The 18,344-nt window shown below is 48.9% G+C and carries 19 protein-coding genes and 2 tRNA genes; 14 read left to right on the top strand and 7 right to left on the bottom strand.

The genetic code is table 11. The features are described from left to right. Positions 1-374: 374 nt before the first annotated feature. From NYE54_RS28040 to NYE54_RS28030, 3 genes are read right to left on the bottom strand one after another with little or no spacing between them, the layout of a single operon-like run. Positions 375-1,295 (bottom strand): glycine betaine ABC transporter substrate-binding protein, encoded by a 921-nt coding sequence (locus NYE54_RS28040; protein WP_076324683.1) that lies wholly within the window; start codon positions 1,293-1,295, stop codon positions 375-377. A 2-nt stretch (positions 1,296-1,297) separates the two neighbouring features. Next, positions 1,298-2,131: a proline/glycine betaine ABC transporter permease gene (locus NYE54_RS28035; RefSeq protein WP_076324682.1), complete on the bottom strand. Its 834-nt coding sequence runs from the start codon at positions 2,129-2,131 to the stop codon at positions 1,298-1,300. Continuing rightward, a complete protein-coding gene (locus NYE54_RS28030) occupies positions 2,124-3,326 on the bottom strand; it encodes a glycine betaine/L-proline ABC transporter ATP-binding protein (RefSeq protein WP_076324681.1) in 1,203 nt (400 codons plus the stop codon). Before NYE54_RS28030 ends, NYE54_RS28035 begins: the two co-directional genes overlap by 8 nt. Before the next feature lie 373 nt (positions 3,327-3,699). Here NYE54_RS28030 and NYE54_RS28025 point away from each other — a divergent pair, with 373 nt between their 5' ends. The 10 genes from NYE54_RS28025 to NYE54_RS27980 all read left to right on the top strand — a co-directional run bounded on the left by NYE54_RS28025 (position 3,700) and on the right by NYE54_RS27980 (position 14,786). Further along, a complete protein-coding gene (locus NYE54_RS28025) occupies positions 3,700-4,269 on the top strand; it encodes a GbsR/MarR family transcriptional regulator (protein WP_339267776.1) in 570 nt (189 codons plus the stop codon). Positions 4,270-4,438: 169 nt separating this feature from the next. Further along, entirely contained in the window at positions 4,439-5,767 is a 1,329-nt protein-coding gene (locus NYE54_RS28020; RefSeq protein WP_339267774.1) for an alpha/beta hydrolase-fold protein, read from the top strand. Between the two features lie 41 nt (positions 5,768-5,808). Next, positions 5,809-6,369, top strand: coding sequence for a GNAT family N-acetyltransferase (locus tag NYE54_RS28015; RefSeq protein WP_339267772.1), 561 nt, complete (start codon positions 5,809-5,811; stop codon positions 6,367-6,369). Positions 6,370-6,543: 174 nt separating this feature from the next. Continuing rightward, on the top strand, positions 6,544-7,041 hold the full coding sequence (locus NYE54_RS28010; RefSeq protein WP_076324677.1) for a winged helix-turn-helix domain-containing protein: 498 nt from the start codon (positions 6,544-6,546) through the stop codon (positions 7,039-7,041). Between the two features lie 65 nt (positions 7,042-7,106). Then, positions 7,107-8,435 carry an MFS transporter gene (locus tag NYE54_RS28005; protein WP_339267770.1) on the top strand — a complete coding sequence of 443 codons (1,329 nt, stop codon included), beginning with the start codon at positions 7,107-7,109 and terminating at the stop codon, positions 8,433-8,435. 263 nt (positions 8,436-8,698) lie between these two features. Then, on the top strand, positions 8,699-9,811 hold the full coding sequence (locus NYE54_RS28000) for a DUF4367 domain-containing protein (RefSeq protein ID WP_339267768.1): 1,113 nt from the start codon (positions 8,699-8,701) through the stop codon (positions 9,809-9,811). 271 nt (positions 9,812-10,082) lie between these two features. Beyond that, positions 10,083-11,270, top strand: a complete 1,188-nt coding sequence (alr, locus tag NYE54_RS27995; protein ID WP_339267766.1) for an alanine racemase — start codon at positions 10,083-10,085, stop codon at positions 11,268-11,270. 225 nt (positions 11,271-11,495) lie between these two features. Continuing rightward, the gene (locus NYE54_RS27990; RefSeq protein WP_028406492.1) at positions 11,496-11,777 is read left to right on the top strand and encodes a ribbon-helix-helix protein, CopG family; all 282 of its coding nucleotides are present in this window, start codon (positions 11,496-11,498) and stop codon (positions 11,775-11,777) included. Between the two features lie 3 nt (positions 11,778-11,780). Continuing rightward, entirely contained in the window at positions 11,781-12,131 is a 351-nt protein-coding gene (locus NYE54_RS27985; RefSeq protein ID WP_006212388.1) for a type II toxin-antitoxin system PemK/MazF family toxin, read from the top strand. A 441-nt stretch (positions 12,132-12,572) separates the two neighbouring features. Then, positions 12,573-14,786, top strand: coding sequence for a Tex family protein (locus NYE54_RS27980; RefSeq protein WP_339267763.1), 2,214 nt, complete (start codon positions 12,573-12,575; stop codon positions 14,784-14,786). Positions 14,787-15,078: 292 nt separating this feature from the next. On the opposite strand, the gene NYE54_RS27975 is transcribed toward NYE54_RS27980, so the two are convergent. Together NYE54_RS27975 and NYE54_RS27970 are read right to left on the bottom strand one after the other, a co-directional pair. Beyond that, positions 15,079-15,522: a GNAT family N-acetyltransferase gene (locus tag NYE54_RS27975; RefSeq protein ID WP_339267761.1), complete on the bottom strand. Its 444-nt coding sequence runs from the start codon at positions 15,520-15,522 to the stop codon at positions 15,079-15,081. Positions 15,523-15,588: 66 nt separating this feature from the next. Next, positions 15,589-16,152 (bottom strand): CGNR zinc finger domain-containing protein, encoded by a 564-nt coding sequence (locus NYE54_RS27970; protein WP_339267759.1) that lies wholly within the window; start codon positions 16,150-16,152, stop codon positions 15,589-15,591. A 146-nt stretch (positions 16,153-16,298) separates the two neighbouring features. On the opposite strand from NYE54_RS27970, the gene NYE54_RS27965 reads away from it, so the two are divergent. Continuing rightward, positions 16,299-16,769, top strand: a complete 471-nt coding sequence (locus NYE54_RS27965; protein WP_339267758.1) for a DinB family protein — start codon at positions 16,299-16,301, stop codon at positions 16,767-16,769. A 98-nt stretch (positions 16,770-16,867) separates the two neighbouring features. On the opposite strand, the gene cmpA is transcribed toward NYE54_RS27965, so the two are convergent. Both cmpA and NYE54_RS27955 read right to left on the bottom strand, forming a co-directional pair. Beyond that, positions 16,868-16,999, bottom strand: a complete 132-nt coding sequence (cmpA, locus tag NYE54_RS27960) for a cortex morphogenetic protein CmpA (RefSeq protein ID WP_015737250.1) — start codon at positions 16,997-16,999, stop codon at positions 16,868-16,870. 80 nt (positions 17,000-17,079) lie between these two features. After that, on the bottom strand, positions 17,080-17,430 hold the full coding sequence (locus NYE54_RS27955) for a hydrolase/acyltransferase (RefSeq protein ID WP_071222576.1): 351 nt from the start codon (positions 17,428-17,430) through the stop codon (positions 17,080-17,082). Between the two features lie 97 nt (positions 17,431-17,527). Here NYE54_RS27955 and NYE54_RS27950 point away from each other — a divergent pair, with 97 nt between their 5' ends. The 3 genes from NYE54_RS27950 (at position 17,528) to NYE54_RS27940 (ending at position 18,228) form a co-directional block, all read left to right on the top strand. Continuing rightward, positions 17,528-18,034, top strand: coding sequence for a SprT family protein (locus NYE54_RS27950; RefSeq protein WP_339267756.1), 507 nt, complete (start codon positions 17,528-17,530; stop codon positions 18,032-18,034). A gap of 26 nt (positions 18,035-18,060) precedes the next feature. Next, positions 18,061-18,136: transfer RNA gene (locus NYE54_RS27945), tRNA-Asn, on the top strand. Positions 18,137-18,139: 3 nt separating this feature from the next. Continuing rightward, positions 18,140-18,228 (top strand) — tRNA-Ser (locus NYE54_RS27940). The last annotated feature ends 116 nt before the right edge of the window (positions 18,229-18,344 follow it).

The raw sequence follows: 18,344 nt of genomic DNA, 5'->3' as shown, positions 1-18,344 counted from the left end.
CTACAAGCTGCGCCGGCAAGCCTGTGAGTCCCCAAGGGGATTCACAGCAGGACCGGCAATAAATCAGGCTAGCTGACCGTGTTGAACGGGTCAGCTTAGCCCCTCCCCCGCCCAGCCCCCAAAAGGCCATCCCTAATGAAAGGGATGGCTATCTTTTGGTGGGTGGAAAGATTGGAGGCCAGCAAGAAATAGAGGATGTATCCGTGGAGGAGACCTGGCGTTCGCCTTTGAAACCGGGAAAATACCGCAAGAATATCATCCTGTTTTCCTGGTTTCAACAGCGACCGGAACGGATACATCCTCCTCTGACCAGGCCGACAATCTTGAGCACGAAAAGAAAAAAGCCACCCCATATACCATGGGATGGCCTATTTTTACTTCAGATCCTCAATCGAATTTGCCTCCACGTAAGACGGAACCACCAGGCCGGTTTTTACGCCTTCCATGTTAGCGCCAAGGTCTTCGACTTGGTCCTTGAACTTATCCCAATAGTCGGCATGCGTCAATGGAAGCCATGCTGCTACGGTTGCATCCACGTCGCCATTGGCAACGCCGGTCCACATTGGGCCAGCTTCTACTTGAAGCGCGTCAACTTTGTATCCGAGCTTCTCTTCCATGATCACTTTCAGCAGGTTGGTGCTGGCAATCTCCGAATCCCAGGCTACATAACTGAACTTGAAGCTTTTGCCGTCAACCGGCTGAACGCCTTCAAGCCAGGCATCCACTTTCTCTGCGTTGCTGTCTGCCCATTCTTTAGCGGCAGCCTCAGGGTCTTGGCCTTCTTGGATTGCCGTCATAATCTGACCCATATCGTCGGATGTCCACTTGAAATTGCTCAGGAACTTGTAAGCTTCCGGATGATCTTCTTTCAGTCCAAGACGGACAACGGTGTGGATCTCTTCCGCTTCACCGAATACTTTCTTCGGATCTTCCAAATACTTCAGGTCATATTTGGCAAACATCCAGTGCGGTGTCCAACCGGTAATAATGATGGGATCTTCGTTCTTGATGGCTTTGTTAAGGGTTGCGGTCATGGCAGCACCGGAGCCTTCGATCAGTTTCCAGTCGGTCAATCCATATTCATCAATCGCTGCAGCCGCAGCTTTCATAATACCTGCACCTGGATCAATACCGATGATTTCATGTTTCACTTGGTCGCCGAGGGAAGCAGTAGCACCGCCGTCAGTCCCTTTGTCCGTTGTTCCATCCGTGCCGCCGTTTCCGCCCTGTCCGCAAGCAGACAGAACCAAAATAGCAGCCAAGCTTAGCAGCAACCAAAACTTTTGTTTCTTCAAAATTAAGCACCCCTTTTTTTCGTTTTAAATATATTTTGTGTAAAGCGGTCGAGGACAATCGCCAAAATGACGACAGCCAAGCCAGCTTCAAACCCTTTACCAATTTGCAGCTGAGTTACGGCCCGGTAGACCTCAGCACCGATACCTTGGGCACCGATCATCGAAGCAATAACGACCATTGACAAGGACAGCATGATGGTCTGGTTAATGCCGGCCATCAAGGTCGGCATGGCCAGCGGAAGCTGAACCTTGAACAATTTCTGCCCGGAAGTCGAACCGAATGCATCTGCAGCCTCCGTCAGTTCACCTGATACTTGCATAATGCCAAGGCGGGTCAGGCGAATCGTTGGCGGAATGGCGAAGATAACCGAAGCGATAACCCCTGGAACTACGCCCAAGCTGAAGAATGTGACGGCAGGGAGCAAGTATACAAACGCCGGCATGGTTTGCATAAAGTCGAGAACCGGTATGATCACGCGGGATGCCGACTTGCTGTAGGCCGCCCATATACCCAGAGGAACACCCAGTATAACGGAGATCAAGGCTGCCGTGATAACCAGACTGAGCGTGCTCATGGTCTGTGACCAATAGCCCAAGTTATCGATGAGCAGAAAACCGATGGCTGTAAACAATGTCAACGGCAGACGGCCTAATAGATAGGCAATGACAGCCAGGATGACAATGAACAGGTACGGATGAGGGAGCATGAACAAATCCGTAAACAGCTGCACAACGTTTTTGATAATGAAGGAGATGGCGTCAAAGAAACCGGAGAAGACGTCTCCCATCCATTCGACCAAGGAATCAACCCAGCTTGCGAGAGGGATCTTAGGCATCTTGCGTCACCTCCTCGCTCTTGCTTTCTCCGGCCAGGGCACCAAGAACAGCACCGCGGACGATAACGCCCATCAACCTGCCGGTCTCATCCACAACGGCCAATGGCACTTTAGCCATACTCGTAATTTCAAACAATTCATTCAGCAATGTATCGGGTCCAACACTCGGACCGTCTGTGATGAGAATATCCTCAAGCTTGCGGTTATTCTTCATGGCATCGGATGCATCTTCGGCCGTAATGACGCCAAGCAGCTTCTTGGAACGGTCAATGACGAACAGGTTCGAAATCCCCCGTTCACGCATCAGCTCAAGCGCCACGCGAGGTCCACGATCCATCGTAATGGTCTCCGGACGGCGCATAACCCGTGATGCGGTAAGCACCTTGGACAGATCCACATCTTCCACGAACCGCTCAACATAATCGTTGGCAGGCTGGGTCAAGATTTCTTCCGGCGTTCCGATCTGTACAATCGAACCGTCCTTCATCAAGGCAATGCGGTCGCCGATCCGAAGAGCTTCGTCCAGGTCATGAGTAATGAACACGATGGTTTTTTTCATTTTGTCCTGAAGTTCGATCAATTCGTCCTGCATGTCTCTGCGGATGAGCGGATCCAATGCGCTGAAAGCCTCATCCATCAGCAGAATCTCCGGATCATTGGCGAGTGCACGGGCAAGCCCGACACGCTGCTGCATGCCGCCGCTAAGCTGATCGGGCATTTTTTCCTCCCAGCCTTTCAAACCTACAAGCTCGAGCGACTTCATGGCCGCTTCGTGCCGCTTGCTTTTGTCTATCTTTTGAATTTCCAATCCGTATTCCACATTCTCTACAACCGAGCGATGAGGGAATAAGGCGAATTTCTGGAACACCATGCTGATTTTTTTGCGACGTACATCACGCAGCTGTTCCTTGTTCATTTTTCGGAGATCCTTGCCGTGAATCAATATTTCGCCCGATGTTGGTTCAATCAACCGATTTAGCAAACGGACCAACGTAGATTTACCGCTGCCTGACAACCCCATGATGACAAAAATCTCGCCCTCGTGGATATCGAAGCTGACACGGTTAACGCCAACCGTTATATTTTTTTCTTTCGCAATTCGCGCTTTACTCCAGCCTTGCTCCAGCAATTGAATCCCTTGTTCCGGATTCGCGCCGAACAATTTGCTGACTTTGTTAACTTGCAGAATAGCCAAAAGTACTCCTCCTTTTTATTGTATAGAGACGCGTCCATTTGACCGAGTCTTCTTATTCCTGTCGTCTCGTAAACCCATGTCACCCATTGTAACAACCGATACGTAAAGTATCAAACGTTATATCCGTACGTAAAGTACGTACAGTAAAAACTGTACAAAGTTATCCTTTGAAATGCTCCCATATGCTCCGATATCCTCTAGAGTGATCTTCTTTACTTTTAAAATAGCTTTCCCTACAATAGATCAGAGAATGTGTGTGGATCAGGGCTTGTTTAAATTTCATGGAGATCGTTCACACTACACTTCGAGTCCACCTAGTTTTGTTATATTGACATGACTTCTTGGATGGTTACAGATAGAGGAGGCTGCAAGCATGGGCTTGTACCATTTAGATGATGAACGGCAGGCAGCCGTGCATAAGATTCGTAAGCGTGTCATTGAAAATATTGGACGGAATATGGATTTGTACGGCATTCCACTCTCAACGGGACATTTATACGGATTGCTTTATTTTGCGGATAAACCGATGAACCTCGATGAAATGGGACAGGAAATGAAGATGAGCAAGACCAGCATGAGTACAGGCGTGCGGACGCTGCTCGATTATAAAATGGTAAACAAGGTGTGGGAGAAGGGTTCCCGCAAGGATTTGTATGAAGTGGAGTATGACTGGTACCAGACCTTCTTGGATTTCTTCGATATTAAATGGCGTAAATCGGTGGAGAGCAACATTTTGGTCCTGCGCAAAGCGCTCGACGAAACGGAGAAGCTCCGTAAAGCGCATGAAGATGACGAAGAGCTGGCAGCGGTGCTGCAAGAGGATCAGGCGAAGATGCGCGAGGCCGTTGCTTACTATAAATGGCTGGAACGATTGATTGATACTTTTGTGGATGGCGATATCTTTAATTATGTGCCAAAAGAGCCGCCAGAGGACAAATCCTGATATTGAAAATGGGGGAATTCCCCAGTATAATGTGGAGTAAGGCAATGCTTACCTAAGAGGTACAACCTGATTTTATCGGGTTGTGCCTTTTTTTGTTATCTGGCATCGCCTAAGGGTGAATCATCGAATGCAAGTGCATAGGGTGCAAAAATAGTCAGGAGGGGTTAGAATGGTCAATATGTCCTCAAGAATGGTAGAAATTGCAGATTTTCCATCGGTTAACTTAAGCAATACCCGAAGTTTGTATGTATACCTTCCACCCAGTTATCATGAGAATACGGAGAAGCATTATGCCGTACTCTATATGCATGACGGGCAGCATGTATTTTCAGCGGATGAGCGAGGCGGCTCGTGGGATATGCATGTCACCGCAGATCGGCTGGTGTCCGAAGGACGGATGCAGGAGATTATCATCGTTGGCATCGCAACGGTTCCTCATCAAAGACTGAATGAATATTTCCATGACAATCCAAGGATGCATCAGGTGTTCGATCCCCCGTTTGCCGGCGAACGGTATGAGTTATTTATTATCGAAGAGGTTTTACCATATATCAATGAGAACTTTCGCACGTTGAAGGGTCCGGAGCACACGGCCATGATGGGTTCGTCTGCGGGCGGGATTGTCACCTACAATATCGGCTTTAGAAGGCCGGATGTGTTCGGAAGCATTGCGGTCATGTCGCCTTATTTCGTCAAAGCCTATTTTGATGCTCAAGGAGAGCTAAAGGAATATCCTTTTTATGAAAGATACGGTACGCATCCGAATCTTAAGGTATGGCTTGATATGGGCGGCGCGGAAGGGGTCTTCATGGAAAAATACGCACGGGAGGAAGCAGCACGCTTGATCCAAGACGGCTTTGTGCCGGGAGAAGATCTCATGCTGTTTCTTGATCCGGGAGCGGCTCACAGTCAAAGCGACTGGGCAGGCAGAGCGCAAGCGCCGCTGCTGTATTTTTTCGGCGACATTGGAGAACCAACCTCGATTAAGCTGCATGGTGATGGAGTCGTAGGGGTGAAAGGGCCTGTCAAACAATTGAATCCGGTCATTACATACGACAGCGGATTTGTACAAACGTTGATGAACGGAACTTATCATGTTGAGGAGCCGGAATGGCTAACGCTGCTGCCGAACGGAACGCTGAAGCCTAGAATTCCTGGCAGCACCCGGGTTACGCTGCAAATGGGAGGCTTGAGTGCAGATAAAGAGATTACGATCGTGGAAGAGCTGCCTGAGCTTGTGAAAATCGCGATTCAAGTGAAGGTACCGCCTTCCACACCGGTTTCCCCCACAATCTATGCCGGATTTGAGATTCCATACTGCGGAGATGGCCTATATAGGGGAAGTGCGATGGTACCTCATGGTTTGTCTTTTACGTTCAAGGTATCAAGAGGGTTTGGACTGCACGAAAAGATCGGGGATCCTAAAGTTAAACGGCGTTCTTTTACAGCATCGTCCGAGATGGAGCTGTTGTATGAGGTTGAGGACTGGGATACTTGAATTACTAAATTGCATTGAATTGTAATGGAGGATGAATAGGCATGACCATCAGATCAGCAAAACCACAAGATGCAGCTGCAGCGATAAGACTGTTGTACGATGCACTGCACGACGTAGCGCATCAATTAACAGGGGAAAACAGTGAAGAGAAAGTGCTTGAAGTGCTGGAGCAATATTTCCGGGCGGACGAGGGCAGGCTCAGTTACCGACAGGCTGCCGTGAAAGAGATCGACGGCGAGGTGGCTGGTATTATCGTTGCTTACGGCGGTGATCAAGCGGCCGAATTGGATCGTCCGATTCTGGATCGTTTGCGTAAGCTCAAGAATGACCCTTCCGTAGCGCTGGATAAAGAAGCGGACGAGGATGAGTACTATATCGATACGTTATCGGTTTCTCCGCAGTTTGGAGGTAAGGGGATTGGTTCGGCCCTTATACATCACGCGGAGAATCGGGCAAAGGAGCTGATGTATCGTAAAATTGCTCTTGCCGTGGTGACGGACAATCATCGCGCTCATTCTTTGTACGAAAGAAGAGGTTATCAAACAGATAAGGACATCTTGATTAACGGGCATGTTTATTATCATATGGTCAAACCGGTTTAGAAAAAAATAAACAATTTATAAGCCGCCTATTTACAAATGGTAATAGGTGGTTTATTATTGTGTCATACCGATCTAGAAAATTAGAATGATAAATTAAATTGGAATGAACGAAAATAACCGTATGAATTACACAATTAGAATGTCTATTTTAATTTAGAATGGAGTGTTTGCGTCATGGATCAAGATCATAATCAGAGTATCGAAATATCGGTGGAACAAGCGAAGCTGCTCGGCAGCGCTCAGCGGGTGAAGATTCTCGGAACCATGCTGGATATGGCCAAAACTGCCAAACAAGTAGCAGATGAATTGGGAGATTCGCCGGGAAGCATTCACTATCATATTCAGAAGTTATATGATGGTGGATTAATAGATTTGGTGGAGACCCGGACCGTCGGCGGCATCGTAGAGAAATATTATAAATCCAAAGCGAAGTGGTTTAACACCAAGGGAACGCAAATGGTAGACCCGGTTCTTGCCGAAGATTATGCAGCGGCCAGCCGCACAAGGATAAGCCTGAGAATGCAGCTGAACGCCGAGCAATACGAAGAAATGACGAAGGAATTCAGAGAACTGCTCGAAAAATGGGTGACCAAGACCCTTGCGACAAAAGGGGACGACAGCAAGGAATATGCGGTAGGGATCAACGTGGTTTCGACGGAAACGTCCGAATAGGAAGGGGCTTCTTTAGCCCCTTCTCTCCAAAACTACTAAACTTTAAATCAAGGAGTGTTTCTTTCGTGGAAATATTAAAGAATCGCAATTTCCTGCTGTTGTTCGTTGGCCGAATCCTTACGAATATCGGCGATAGCTTGTACGCGGTAGCTGCCATGTGGCTGGTGTACGATCTGGGAGGCTCGACGCTGTATACGGGACTTGCCGGATTCCTCTCGATTCTCCCCCGAATCATTCAACTGTTATCCGGTCCGATGATTGACCGCGTTCCTTTACGGGGGCTTCTGGTATACACCCAGTTATTTCAGGCGGTTCTACTGTTGATCGTTCCGCTTGCATTTTATTTCGACTTTCTGACAGTAGGCGTTGTGCTGGCGATTACACCAGTTCTATCCACGCTGAATATGTGGGTATATCCGGCCCAAATGTCGGCCCTTCCTAAAATTCTCGATAAGAAGCAGCTGACGCAAGGAAACTCGCTGTTCTCCTTAGCCTATCAAGGCATCGATGTCGCTTGCAACGCAATATCCGGCGTATTGATTATTGTGCTGGGCGCAGTATCCCTTTACTTATGGAATTCGATCGGATTTTTCATCGGAGCGCTGTTATTCTCGCAATTGAAAATCAAAAAGTCTACCAAAACTTCTGATAACAACGTAATTAAAACATCAACGAATAACACCGCAAATTCAAAATCTATGCGAAATGCCCTTAAAAATTATTGGGCGGACATGAAAGAGGGGCTTCGCTACATCCTGGCAACCCCGCTTGCACGGGTACAGATGGGGATTATCGTCATTAATGCAGCGGGCGGCGCTACCTTTACGGTTATGCCTGCGTTTGCCGACAGCCTCGGCGGAGCCGGTGTCTACGGTATATTGCTGATGGCCCAGGCTTGCGGAAGTTTGTTGGGCGCGATCCTGGCTCCGTATTTGAAGTTGGAGCGCCTGCCGCTTGGATATCTTTTTGCCGGAGCATTTTGTTTATCTGGCGCTGCCTGGTGTCTCAGCGTATTTACCCCATGGACATGGCTTGTCGTCCTGGTATACGGCTTGGCATGGTTTCCCGGAGGCATTACGAACGTTATCATCAATTCGGTCATTCAGAAAGCGATACCCGAGAAAAGATTGGGCACGGTGTTCGCGGCAGCTAGCGGACTCAGCGGAATTGCCATGCCGCTTGGCAGCCTAATTGGAGGTGCTCTTGGCGTTGTTGCAGCAAGCTCGTCCGTTATCGCAGGATGCGGAATCGCCGTATTCTGCGTAGGAATCTTCTGGATTTTTGACTCGACCACCCGCAGTCTTCCATCACCTGACAATGTGGATGAGAAATGGTTTGCGCCTTATACGAATGCAACACCTGAGAAATCCATTTCTATGAATACAGCCCCTTAGAGATGGCTAACGTCGATTAGCTTCCATGCTTATACAGAGGGCTGAAGAAGATCGCCCGTACTGGAAATTTCTCAAATAACCGAGCCGAGGATGAATCAGCGATCGACGGATTCATCACGGTTCTTTTTTTCACTTAGACGAAGTGTAAACGCCTGCCGCGTCCCACCGCAGCGGTGCTTGTCAGGCTAGTCTGCATAATGTGACCAAGTCCCTCATAGACATGTATCAATCAAGTCAAAACAAGTGTTGAAGGGGATGATGACATGCGCCGGATTTCATGGGTGCTGCTCGCGGTAGTATTATGCTTAACAACAATACTGGCGGGATGCGGGAAGAAAAATGCAGACAGCGTTGTGAAGGATCTGGGCAAGGTGGCTGATAAGCTGGAAAGTGCCAAGGGGGCTTACCAGGGAGCGGGCGTTATGACCATACATACCGGTTCGGCGCCGCAGGAGTATCAGGTTGAGGTATGGTACCAGTCTCCATCTTACTACCGGATCAGTTTAACCAATGGGCAAAAGGATATTACGCAAATCGTGCTTCGCAACGATGACGGCGTGTTCGTTCTGACGCCTAGCTTGAACAAGAGCTTCCGCTTCAAAAGCGACTGGCCGGATAATCAGGGACAGGTATATCTGTACCAAACGCTACTCAGCAGCATTCTGAGCGACAACACCCGTCAGTTTGCTGAGGATAAGGATAGTTACGTGTTTGATGTGGCTGCTAATTACCACAGCCATTCGTTGATTCGTCAAAAGATTTGGCTCGCCAAGGACAACTACACACCGAAACAGGTACAAGTGTCGGACTCCGAAGCGAATGTGGTTGTTGAAGTGAAATTCAACACCTTTACCTTCGATACGAACCTGTCGAAGGATTCGTTTGATACCAACAAGAATCTAAGTGCGATGAACGATGCTAAGGGGACCATGGCGGAAGTGGACGAGAACGGGGTACCGGTGGCTTCCGGTACGGAAGGTAACGGCACTCAGGGAACCGAAGGTTTGACAGAAACAGCTTCCGGTCGCGATATGGGATCCTTCGGCATTATCTATCCGGAATATGTGCCTGCAGGGGTCACGAACAAAGACACGATGGAAGTTCCGGAGAACAAGGATCATGCGGTTATTCTGAAGTATGACGGTGTGTACCAATATACGATTATGGAATCCAGACCGGTGGATCGTGCGGTCTCCCTCGTACCGGGCGAGGCGGTATATATTGATTTTACAACGGTAGGTCTGCTCACCGGCGATCAGCAAAGAACGCTGACCTGGAATTCGGAAGGCGTGGAATACCGAATTACGAGCGCCAATCTGCCTGTCGAAGAAATGAAGAAAGTCGCTGCTTCCATGCAGGGAGAATCGGGTAAATAATACGAAGTAGGCGGATACCGAGCATTGAAGGAGGGCAACATTCCGACAATGAGGCCATTCGCCTCTTTTCCAAATAAAGGAACCCCGTCCGTAGGCCTATCGCTATTTCTTGCAGATATTCCGATGTTTCACCAAGTTTCGCCACCCCGGGGGGACCACGAGCCTCATAAATAAGCAGTTTGTCTCAATTGACAGTTGCCCCCCGGAACATTACCATTAATCTATTGCAAAGCATAATGCTTTTTTCAAAATGGTAAGAAGGTGACTGGAATTGCAAGCGATATATCGACCTACCCTGGCGGAGATCAACCTAGACCATCTGCGCGCCAACTATAACGCTTTTCGTGAGGCGCTGCCAAGCCACATGAAATTGCTTGCTTGTGTGAAGGCTAACGCCTATGGTCACGGAGCTGTAGAAGTGGCTCGCGAACTTCAGCAACTGGGGGCGCCTTACTTAAGCGTAGCTTTCCTGGATGAAGCGCTCGAGCTTCGGCAAGGAGGCATCTCTTGCCCAATCCTGGTGCTCGGTTATACACCACCGGAGGCTGTAGAGATCGCTTATGAGCATGATGTGACCGTAACCCTGTTCAGTTCGGAAGTGCTCCAAGCGATAAAGGCACTGCCGGTCCAGCCGGAGAAGCCACTCAAGGTACACATCAAGATTGACAGCGGAATGGGTCGTTTGGGCCTGCTTCCAGGCGAAGATGCAATTTCTTTTATAGAAGAAGTATTTTCGCTGCCGCAGGTTGTTGTCGAAGGAATGTTTACCCATTTTGCAAGAGCGGATGAAGAGAACAAAGACTATACGTTGGGACAGTACCGCCGTTTTCAGGGCGTAGCGGACGCTCTTCGGGATAAGGACTACCATATCCCCATCATACATACGGGCAACAGTGCTGCTGCGATTGATACACCTGAATTATCCTATGATATGGTTCGTGTCGGCATCGGCTTGTACGGACTGTATCCTTCGGATGAGGTGAATCGAAAGACAGTGAGCCTTCGCCCTGTCATGACGTTAAAGACAAAGCTTGTCTACGTCAAAAATTTACCTCCGCATTCCGGTATCAGCTACGGGACGAAGTATGTAACGGGGGAGGAAGAGCAAATTGGAACCCTTCCCATCGGTTACGCCGATGGCTTCTCTCGTATGCTGAGCGGTAAAGTGGAAGTACTGATACGCGGCCGCCGCGTCCCTGTAGTCGGAACTATCTGTATGGACCAATGTATGGTATCGCTCAAACCTTTCGCCGATGAGGCGGAACAAATTAAAGCTGGTGAAGAGGTTGTACTCATCGGTCAGCAGTCTGGCGAATGCATTACGGCAGATGAGCTGGCGTCCAAGCTGGGGACGATCCACTACGAGGTCGTCTGCATGATTGCCCACCGGGTACCACGTCAGTATATACGTGATGATATACCCGTGAAGACCGTAAACGCACTCTGGAGCAACCTTTAACAAGTCATGTCACCCTAAGTAATTTATTCAGGAAAGAAGGAATAAGTACAGACCTTCCCGAATTAGGAATATGTCGTTTAAGTCTGTACGAAAGTGTCGATTGTAGTTTATAATGATATGCAGCATACTTGATATACCTTCGGCATATATATTCTTTTGTATAATTTTCCTTGAATAATGTAATACTGGTGCACAGGCGAGAAGGTTGTGGGGGTGTAATAGAGGGTGGCCAATATGCAGAACACCAAACGAATCATGATCAGTTTACCGGATCATCTTTTGCAGGAAGTGGACGGGATCGCTCAGCTGGAAAATTCCAACCGCAGTGAGCTTATTAGGCAAGCCATGAAGTTGTACCTGAATGAACGGAAGAAACGTTACATTCGTGAATCCATGCAGCGGGGTTATATGGAAATGGCCAAAATTAACCTGACCATGGCTTCTGAGGCGTTTCACGCGGAGGAAGATGCAGACAACACTCTAGACCGCTTAGTAAGCGGGGTGTAGACAGTGATCGTTAAACGGGGCGACGTATTTTTTGCGGATTTATCACCTGTTGTCGGTTCTGAGCAGGGCGGCGTAAGGCCGGTCCTTGTCATTCAGAATGATATCGGCAACCGGTTTAGTCCGACTGTGATTGTTGCAGCCATTACGGCACAGATTCAAAAAGCCAAGCTGCCGACTCACGTCGAAATCGACGCGGCGTCGCATGGATTTGACCGGGATTCCGTCATTTTGCTAGAGCAGATCCGGACGATTGATAAGCAGCGGCTAACGGACAAAATCACCCATCTTGATGATGAAATGATGAGTAAGGTGGATGATTCCCTGCAAATAAGTCTGGGCTTGATTGATTTTTGATTCCATTCAAGCACTAACGTTTTCCACATAGAATGTTATGACTAAAAACCCTCAAGGAGTAATTCCTTGAGGGTTTTTATATGGATGGTATGTTTGAAGGCTCGGCAATTGCTGCATGGGACTGGAGATTGGTGGATTACATGTTTGTAGGTATGAGGATGTAGGCCGTAGTGACCGCCGCTGCGATAAACAACAGGCAGACAACGGACCAGGCAATCGCATGTTTGTCATTCATTTAAGGTGACCCCCCTGATTTTAATGAGGTGTGGATATCCGGCAGCGGCATGTTCGTACAATAAGAATATAAATTAAATCTTAAAATTAGATGAAATTGACATTAAAAGCAGCTTAAAGCCTTACGAAGTGAGCGATGTAGTGGAAATGAGCGCTTAAGTTTGGGATAATAGCAAATATAGTTTCATTGAAGAAAGAGGGATATCATTGTCTGAATTAGAAGCTGTTGTGGAAGTAAATGAGGAACAGATTCGCAAGGAAGAATCGAAACGGATCGTGAAGCAGATCGCAAAGGAGCTTCAATTGTCCGAAAAACAGGTGCGTACGACCGTTGAACTTCTGGATGAGGGCAATACCATACCGTTTATTGCGCGTTACCGTAAGGAAATGACAGGCGAACTGGATGAGAACCAATTACGTGATATTGAAGAGCGGACAGGTTATTTGCGCAATTTGGAGGTCCGTAAGCGGGAAGTCATTCGCATCATAGAGGAGCAAGGCAAGCTAACAGAAGATCTGAAGGCGTCGATTACGGCCGCCGTTAAGCTGCAGGAGGTAGAGGATCTATACCGTCCGTATAAGCAGAAACGTAAAACCCGGGCCAGCGTCGCCAAGGAAAAAGGACTTGAGCCGCTGTCGGAGTGGATATGGTCGCAGCCGAAGCAGGCTGATGTGATGGTTGAGGCAGCCAAGTATGTTGATGAGGAGAAGGGTGTGGCTTCGGCAGAAGAGGCTGTGCAAGGCGCGATGGATATATTGGCCGAAAACATTGCCGATGACGCAACCGTTCGTTCCTGGGTACGCAGATACAGCCTGGACCACGGCATATTGACCTCAGAGGCGAAGGATACCGAAGTGGAATCCGTATACGAGAACTATTACAATTATCGGGAATTGGCGAAGAAAATGCCGCCGCACCGGATTTTGGCCATTAACCGGGGAGAGCGCGAGAATATTCTGAAGGTGGGGCTTGATGTTCCTTCCGATTCCATTCACGCGTATATCGGCAAGCAGGTGCTTAAAGGTCCATCTGCCGTCACGGATATTCTTACGGCGGTGATCGAGGATTCATACAAGCGTCTTATTGCCCCATCGATTGAACGGGAAGTGCGGGGTGAGCTGACGGAAAAAGGGGAGAACCAGGCAATCTCCATCTTTGCGGGGAACCTGCGCAGCCTGCTGCTGCAGCCGCCGGTGAAAGGTCGCTGTGTGCTGGGCGTTGACCCGGCTTACCGTACCGGTTGTAAGCTTGCGGTGGTCGATGATACAGGCAAGCTGCTTGAGGTAGCTGTAACCTATCCGACGCCGCCGGCCAACAAGAAGCAGGAGGCGGCCGCGAAGATTAAAGAGCTGATTGCAAAATACGGCATCAAGCTTATTGTCATTGGAAACGGTACGGCATCCCGTGAAACGGAGCAATTCGTAGCCGAAGAAGTCATTGCGGAACTTGCTGACCCTGAGCTGGCTTACCTCATCGTCAATGAAGCGGGAGCAAGCGTGTACTCGGCCTCGAAGCTGGCTCAGGAAGAGTTCCCTGATCTGGATGTTGCCGAGCGCAGCGCAGCCTCGATCGCACGCCGTGTGCAGGATCCGCTGGCCGAGCTGGTGAAGATCGATCCGAAATCGATCGGTGTGGGCCAATATCAGCATGACGTCACCCAGAAGCATCTGGAGGAGAGCCTGAAAGCCGTCGTAGAGTCTGCGGTTAACCATGTCGGGGTGGATGTGAATACGGCATCGCCGTCACTACTCTCCTATGTGGCTGGCATCAATGCCACCATTGCCAAAAATATCGTGAAATACCGGGAAGAGAACGGGAAGTTTGTCAGCCGGAAGCAGCTGCAGAAGGTTCCGCGTCTCGGTGCCAAGACCTATGAACAGTGCGTGGGCTTTATGCGGATATCGGAAGGCGAGAACATACTGGATCGCACCCCGATTCACCCGGAATCCTATGCGGTGGTTGACCGTTTGTTCCAGGAGCTTCAGGTAAGTCTGGACAAGCTCGGCAGCAAGGAGCTCGCTGAACTGCTGGATGCCCAGCAGCCGGAGAACCTTGCCGTGAAGCTGGAGGTTGGTGTACCGACCCTGCGCGATATTCTGGACAGCTTGCAGCGTCCGGGACGCGATCCGCGGGAGGAGCTGCCGCTGCCGATTTTCCGCCAGGACGTGCTGAAGATCGAGGATCTTATGCCGGGAATGGAGCTGCAGGGAACGGTACGCAATGTCATCGATTTTGGCGCCTTTGTGGATATCGGCATCAAGAGCGATGGCCTGGTGCATATTTCCCAGCTGAGCGATGGATTTGTCAAACACCCGATGGATGTTGTCTCTGTGGGGGATAACGTTACCGTGTGGGTGCTGAATGTAGATTTGAAAAAAGGCCGCGTCGGATTGACGATGCGCAAGCCGAAAGATCAGTGATAGGTACTGCAGGCGTAATAAAAGAGCCGTATCTCCTTTGGGGAGAAACGGCTCTTTTTTGCATAACTGCCCTGTACTAATAGCTAATGGGGATATGTCCTGGCGATGGGTTTAGCGATGGTTCAGCTTTAGCAGCAGGACGTTTTTATCGTAACTTTCGAGACACCAGTGATATTTTGTTAGAATTTTGGGTTCGACTGTGGGAGCAGATACATCGAATTCATGAAAACCAAACTTCTTATAGTGCGTGTTCAAAAAGGTCGGTTTTCAGCACCGAGAAGGTTGGATGAAGCTAGGGACTGAGGAGCGGAGCGTACGTTTTAGGTACGTGAGCACCGGAAGTCCCGGGTGAATTCAAGATTCGATGCCGAGTTACTTCTTGATTTACTTCGTGATCAAAAGCGGACTTTTTGAACAACTTCTTATAGAAATGCTGCAGCTCTTCAAACGGAATGCAGTATACCGTATCTAGGCCCAATCTTTTTGATTCCTCTACAAGAAACGTGACGATTTCGTGTGCCAGGGACTGTCCTCTAAACTTGTCCAGAATATAAATACCGCCGAGCTCCGCCTCGTGGTCATTAAGTTTAACCAATCGGCCGATCCCTGCGTAGTCGTCTTGCGACATGACGATGGCAATAATTTCATTGTCCAGTGAACTTGGCTGAAAGCCGATGTGTTCGTATTGTTGATTGACCCAAGTCAATTCTGCTTGAGTTACCCTTTTGATGCTCATGACTACTCACCTCAGTTAGTTCGAAATGTATATTGTGTTAGACTGCGCCCAGCATAAACACCCAGCTTAACTCTCGCTGCCCGAAGATGGCTGCTTTTTCTTCGCCCGAAACCGTCTGACCTTCATCAGATTGCCGCACATTTTATCATCGCAATATCGTTTGGAACGGTTTCGCGTGTCGTCGTAATATACCCAGAGACAATCGGGATTCGTACAGATGCGAAACCGGGATAACTCGCCTTGCTCGATGGCTTGCGCAAAGGAGCCGGCAATCTCGGCAGCCGCTTCTTGCAGGCCAGGGTTTTGCAGGATATAAGCCAGTACAAATTTTTGATCCTCATCTATCTTGAGCTGGCGAATAACAGGTCCGGCAGCCATCCAGCGGTTTAATTCCTCTATCTCCATGGGGGAAGGAGACTCTCCCGCGACGATGTGTTGAATACACGTCAATAGGAAGGAACGAAGCTGCCTCAGCAGCCCCAGTTCATCCGGAGTCAGCGGAACGGAGATTGGGAGATTGTACTCGTCTATAAAATCGGTGAGCCAATCCTCACGGGCAAGCCGATCCTCGGATCGGCCGCTGCCTCTCCAGTCATGCCATTCGCTGTTTATAAAATCATCCCATAACATGAAGCTCATCCTTTCTCGTCTCATTATTGTAACAAGTTAATATTCATGTTGCTAGTTACTTGTAATGGGGTCTGAAGTGTGTTAATTTTTATGTAACGTTCTATTTTATTTATGGTGGTTACAATTATGAGACGGAGGCGATGGTTATGAACATGAAGGAATTGCTGCTCCAAAACTGGGATTATGCGATGGGGCAAGAGGATTGGTATCCGCCGATTCTTCCTGCCTTGAAGGATGTTACGGTTGAGCAGGCTTTGTGGAAACCGGAAGGGCAGGCGGCGAATTCCATATGGGAGAACGTGCAGCATTTGCGGTATTACAAACAGCGTCTGCTCGGAAGATTGGAAGGGACACCGCTCCATAATGAAGGGATTGGTAACGACGAGACGTTTCTCATTCACGAAACAAGTGAGGACGCATGGAATACGGCTCGGGAGCAGCTTCAGGAAGTTCATGCTGCGTTAAGACAGAAGATTGAGGAGATGCCGGAGGCGGAGGTCATCGAATCGCCGCAGCGAATACTTAGCTTAATCATGCATGATGCATATCATACGGGGCAAATTGTTTTTCTCCGGAAGCTGCAGGGGTCCTGGCCAGCTAAACGCAGCGATCTATAAGTGCAAAATCCCACCATTCAGCCATCATAATACAATGCAAAAATAAGCCGGACAGGATGTCCGGCTTATTGTCATACCTATGGATCGGTTGCATTGCCCTAACGGGCATTCGAATTTTCTTCGCCCGGGGAATTTCGGTAAAAGTACCAGCATTCGTTCAGCAGCTTGATCTGACGTCTGTCCTTTTTGCGAAAAGCGCGTGTCAATTGATTGCAGAGCCATTGCGGCAAGGGTATCTCCTCCTCTTGCTAATTCCATCTGTATGGATAGCATATGGGGAAAAAGCCCAAAGCGTGCAGGTCTACCTCGATTATAACGCTTCTTCCTCGTACCATTGCTCAAGCTGCGCTTGGAGAGCCCGAATTTCGGTAAGCAGCGAGATGAGTGGATATTCCGTTTCCTTAAGGGAAGCAAAGGCTTGCTCAAGCTCATTTATGTATTCCAGACCACCTTGAATGCTCAGCGATTCCTGCAGCAAATCCAGATTGTCGCATTCGGCTACAGCAAGTGGCAGCTGAGGTTTGCCTGCGGCGGTGAGTTTATCGATTTCCTTATTGAGGCGTAAATTTAAAGCACTGAGCTGGTAAGCATAGTCACTGGGCATTTCGACAAATAACAGCTCGTCCTGTCCTTTTAAAATAACGTAGCGCATGTTTGGCATGATTGCAGGTTCTCCCTCCATACTTTCTACTTGACAGTGTAGCCCAGAGAGAAGTTAAAATTCAAGTAGCATTTATAAGGCAAAAGGAAGGAAAGACATGGTGACGATGAACGAGATGAGCAATGAAGAACTGCAGGCATGGGTTGAGAAAGTCTCGCTGGAGAGCTTTCGGGTTCCGTTCAGGCACAAGGCGACGTTTAACCGGCGATTGTCCTCAACAGGCGGCCGCTATTTCATGAAAAGCCATCATATCGAGATCAATCCGCATCAACTGGCTACGCACGGCAGGGAAGAGGTGGAGAAGATCATCAAGCATGAGCTGTGCCATTATCATCTGCATATTGCGGGCAGGGGATATCGGCATCGGGACGCTGATTTTAAAAACCTGCTGCAAGCCGTTGGAGGGAGCCGTTTCTGCAAGTCCTTGCCGAAGGGCAAGGCTGCGGGCCGTCGGGAGCCGGAACCTTATCGATATAAACTTCGCTGCAGTGCCTGCGGAACGGAATACCTCCGTAAACGGAAGATGAATCCGGCTCGTTATCGGTGCGGAAAGTGCGCCGGACGCCTTACGCTTCTGAAACTTGACTCCCCTATGAAGTCATGATAAATTATTAATATCCAACTTAATGTTCCCTGATAGCTCAGTTGGTAGAGCACTCGACTGTTAATCGAGTTGTCACAGGTTCGAGTCCTGTTCGGGGAGCCATATGGAGAGATACCCAAGTGGCTATAAGGGGACCCTCTGCTAAGGGGTTAGACTGCGTAAGCGGTGCGAGGGTTCGAATCCCTCTCTCTCCGTTGAGCGTTACATCAAAGAAAGCTCCCATCACCAAGTGATCGGGGGCTTTTTTTGCATAGGGATGAGAACCCTGGATAGGGTTCGTCGGAGCATAAGCGGCATTAGGAATACTTCG

Source organism: Paenibacillus sp. FSL K6-1330, from assembly GCF_037976825.1.
In the GTDB taxonomy this organism is placed as follows: domain Bacteria; phylum Bacillota; class Bacilli; order Paenibacillales; family Paenibacillaceae; genus Paenibacillus_AQ.
Note: the sequence above shows the minus strand (reverse complement) of the source record. Positions and strands in the feature narration are given on the sequence as shown.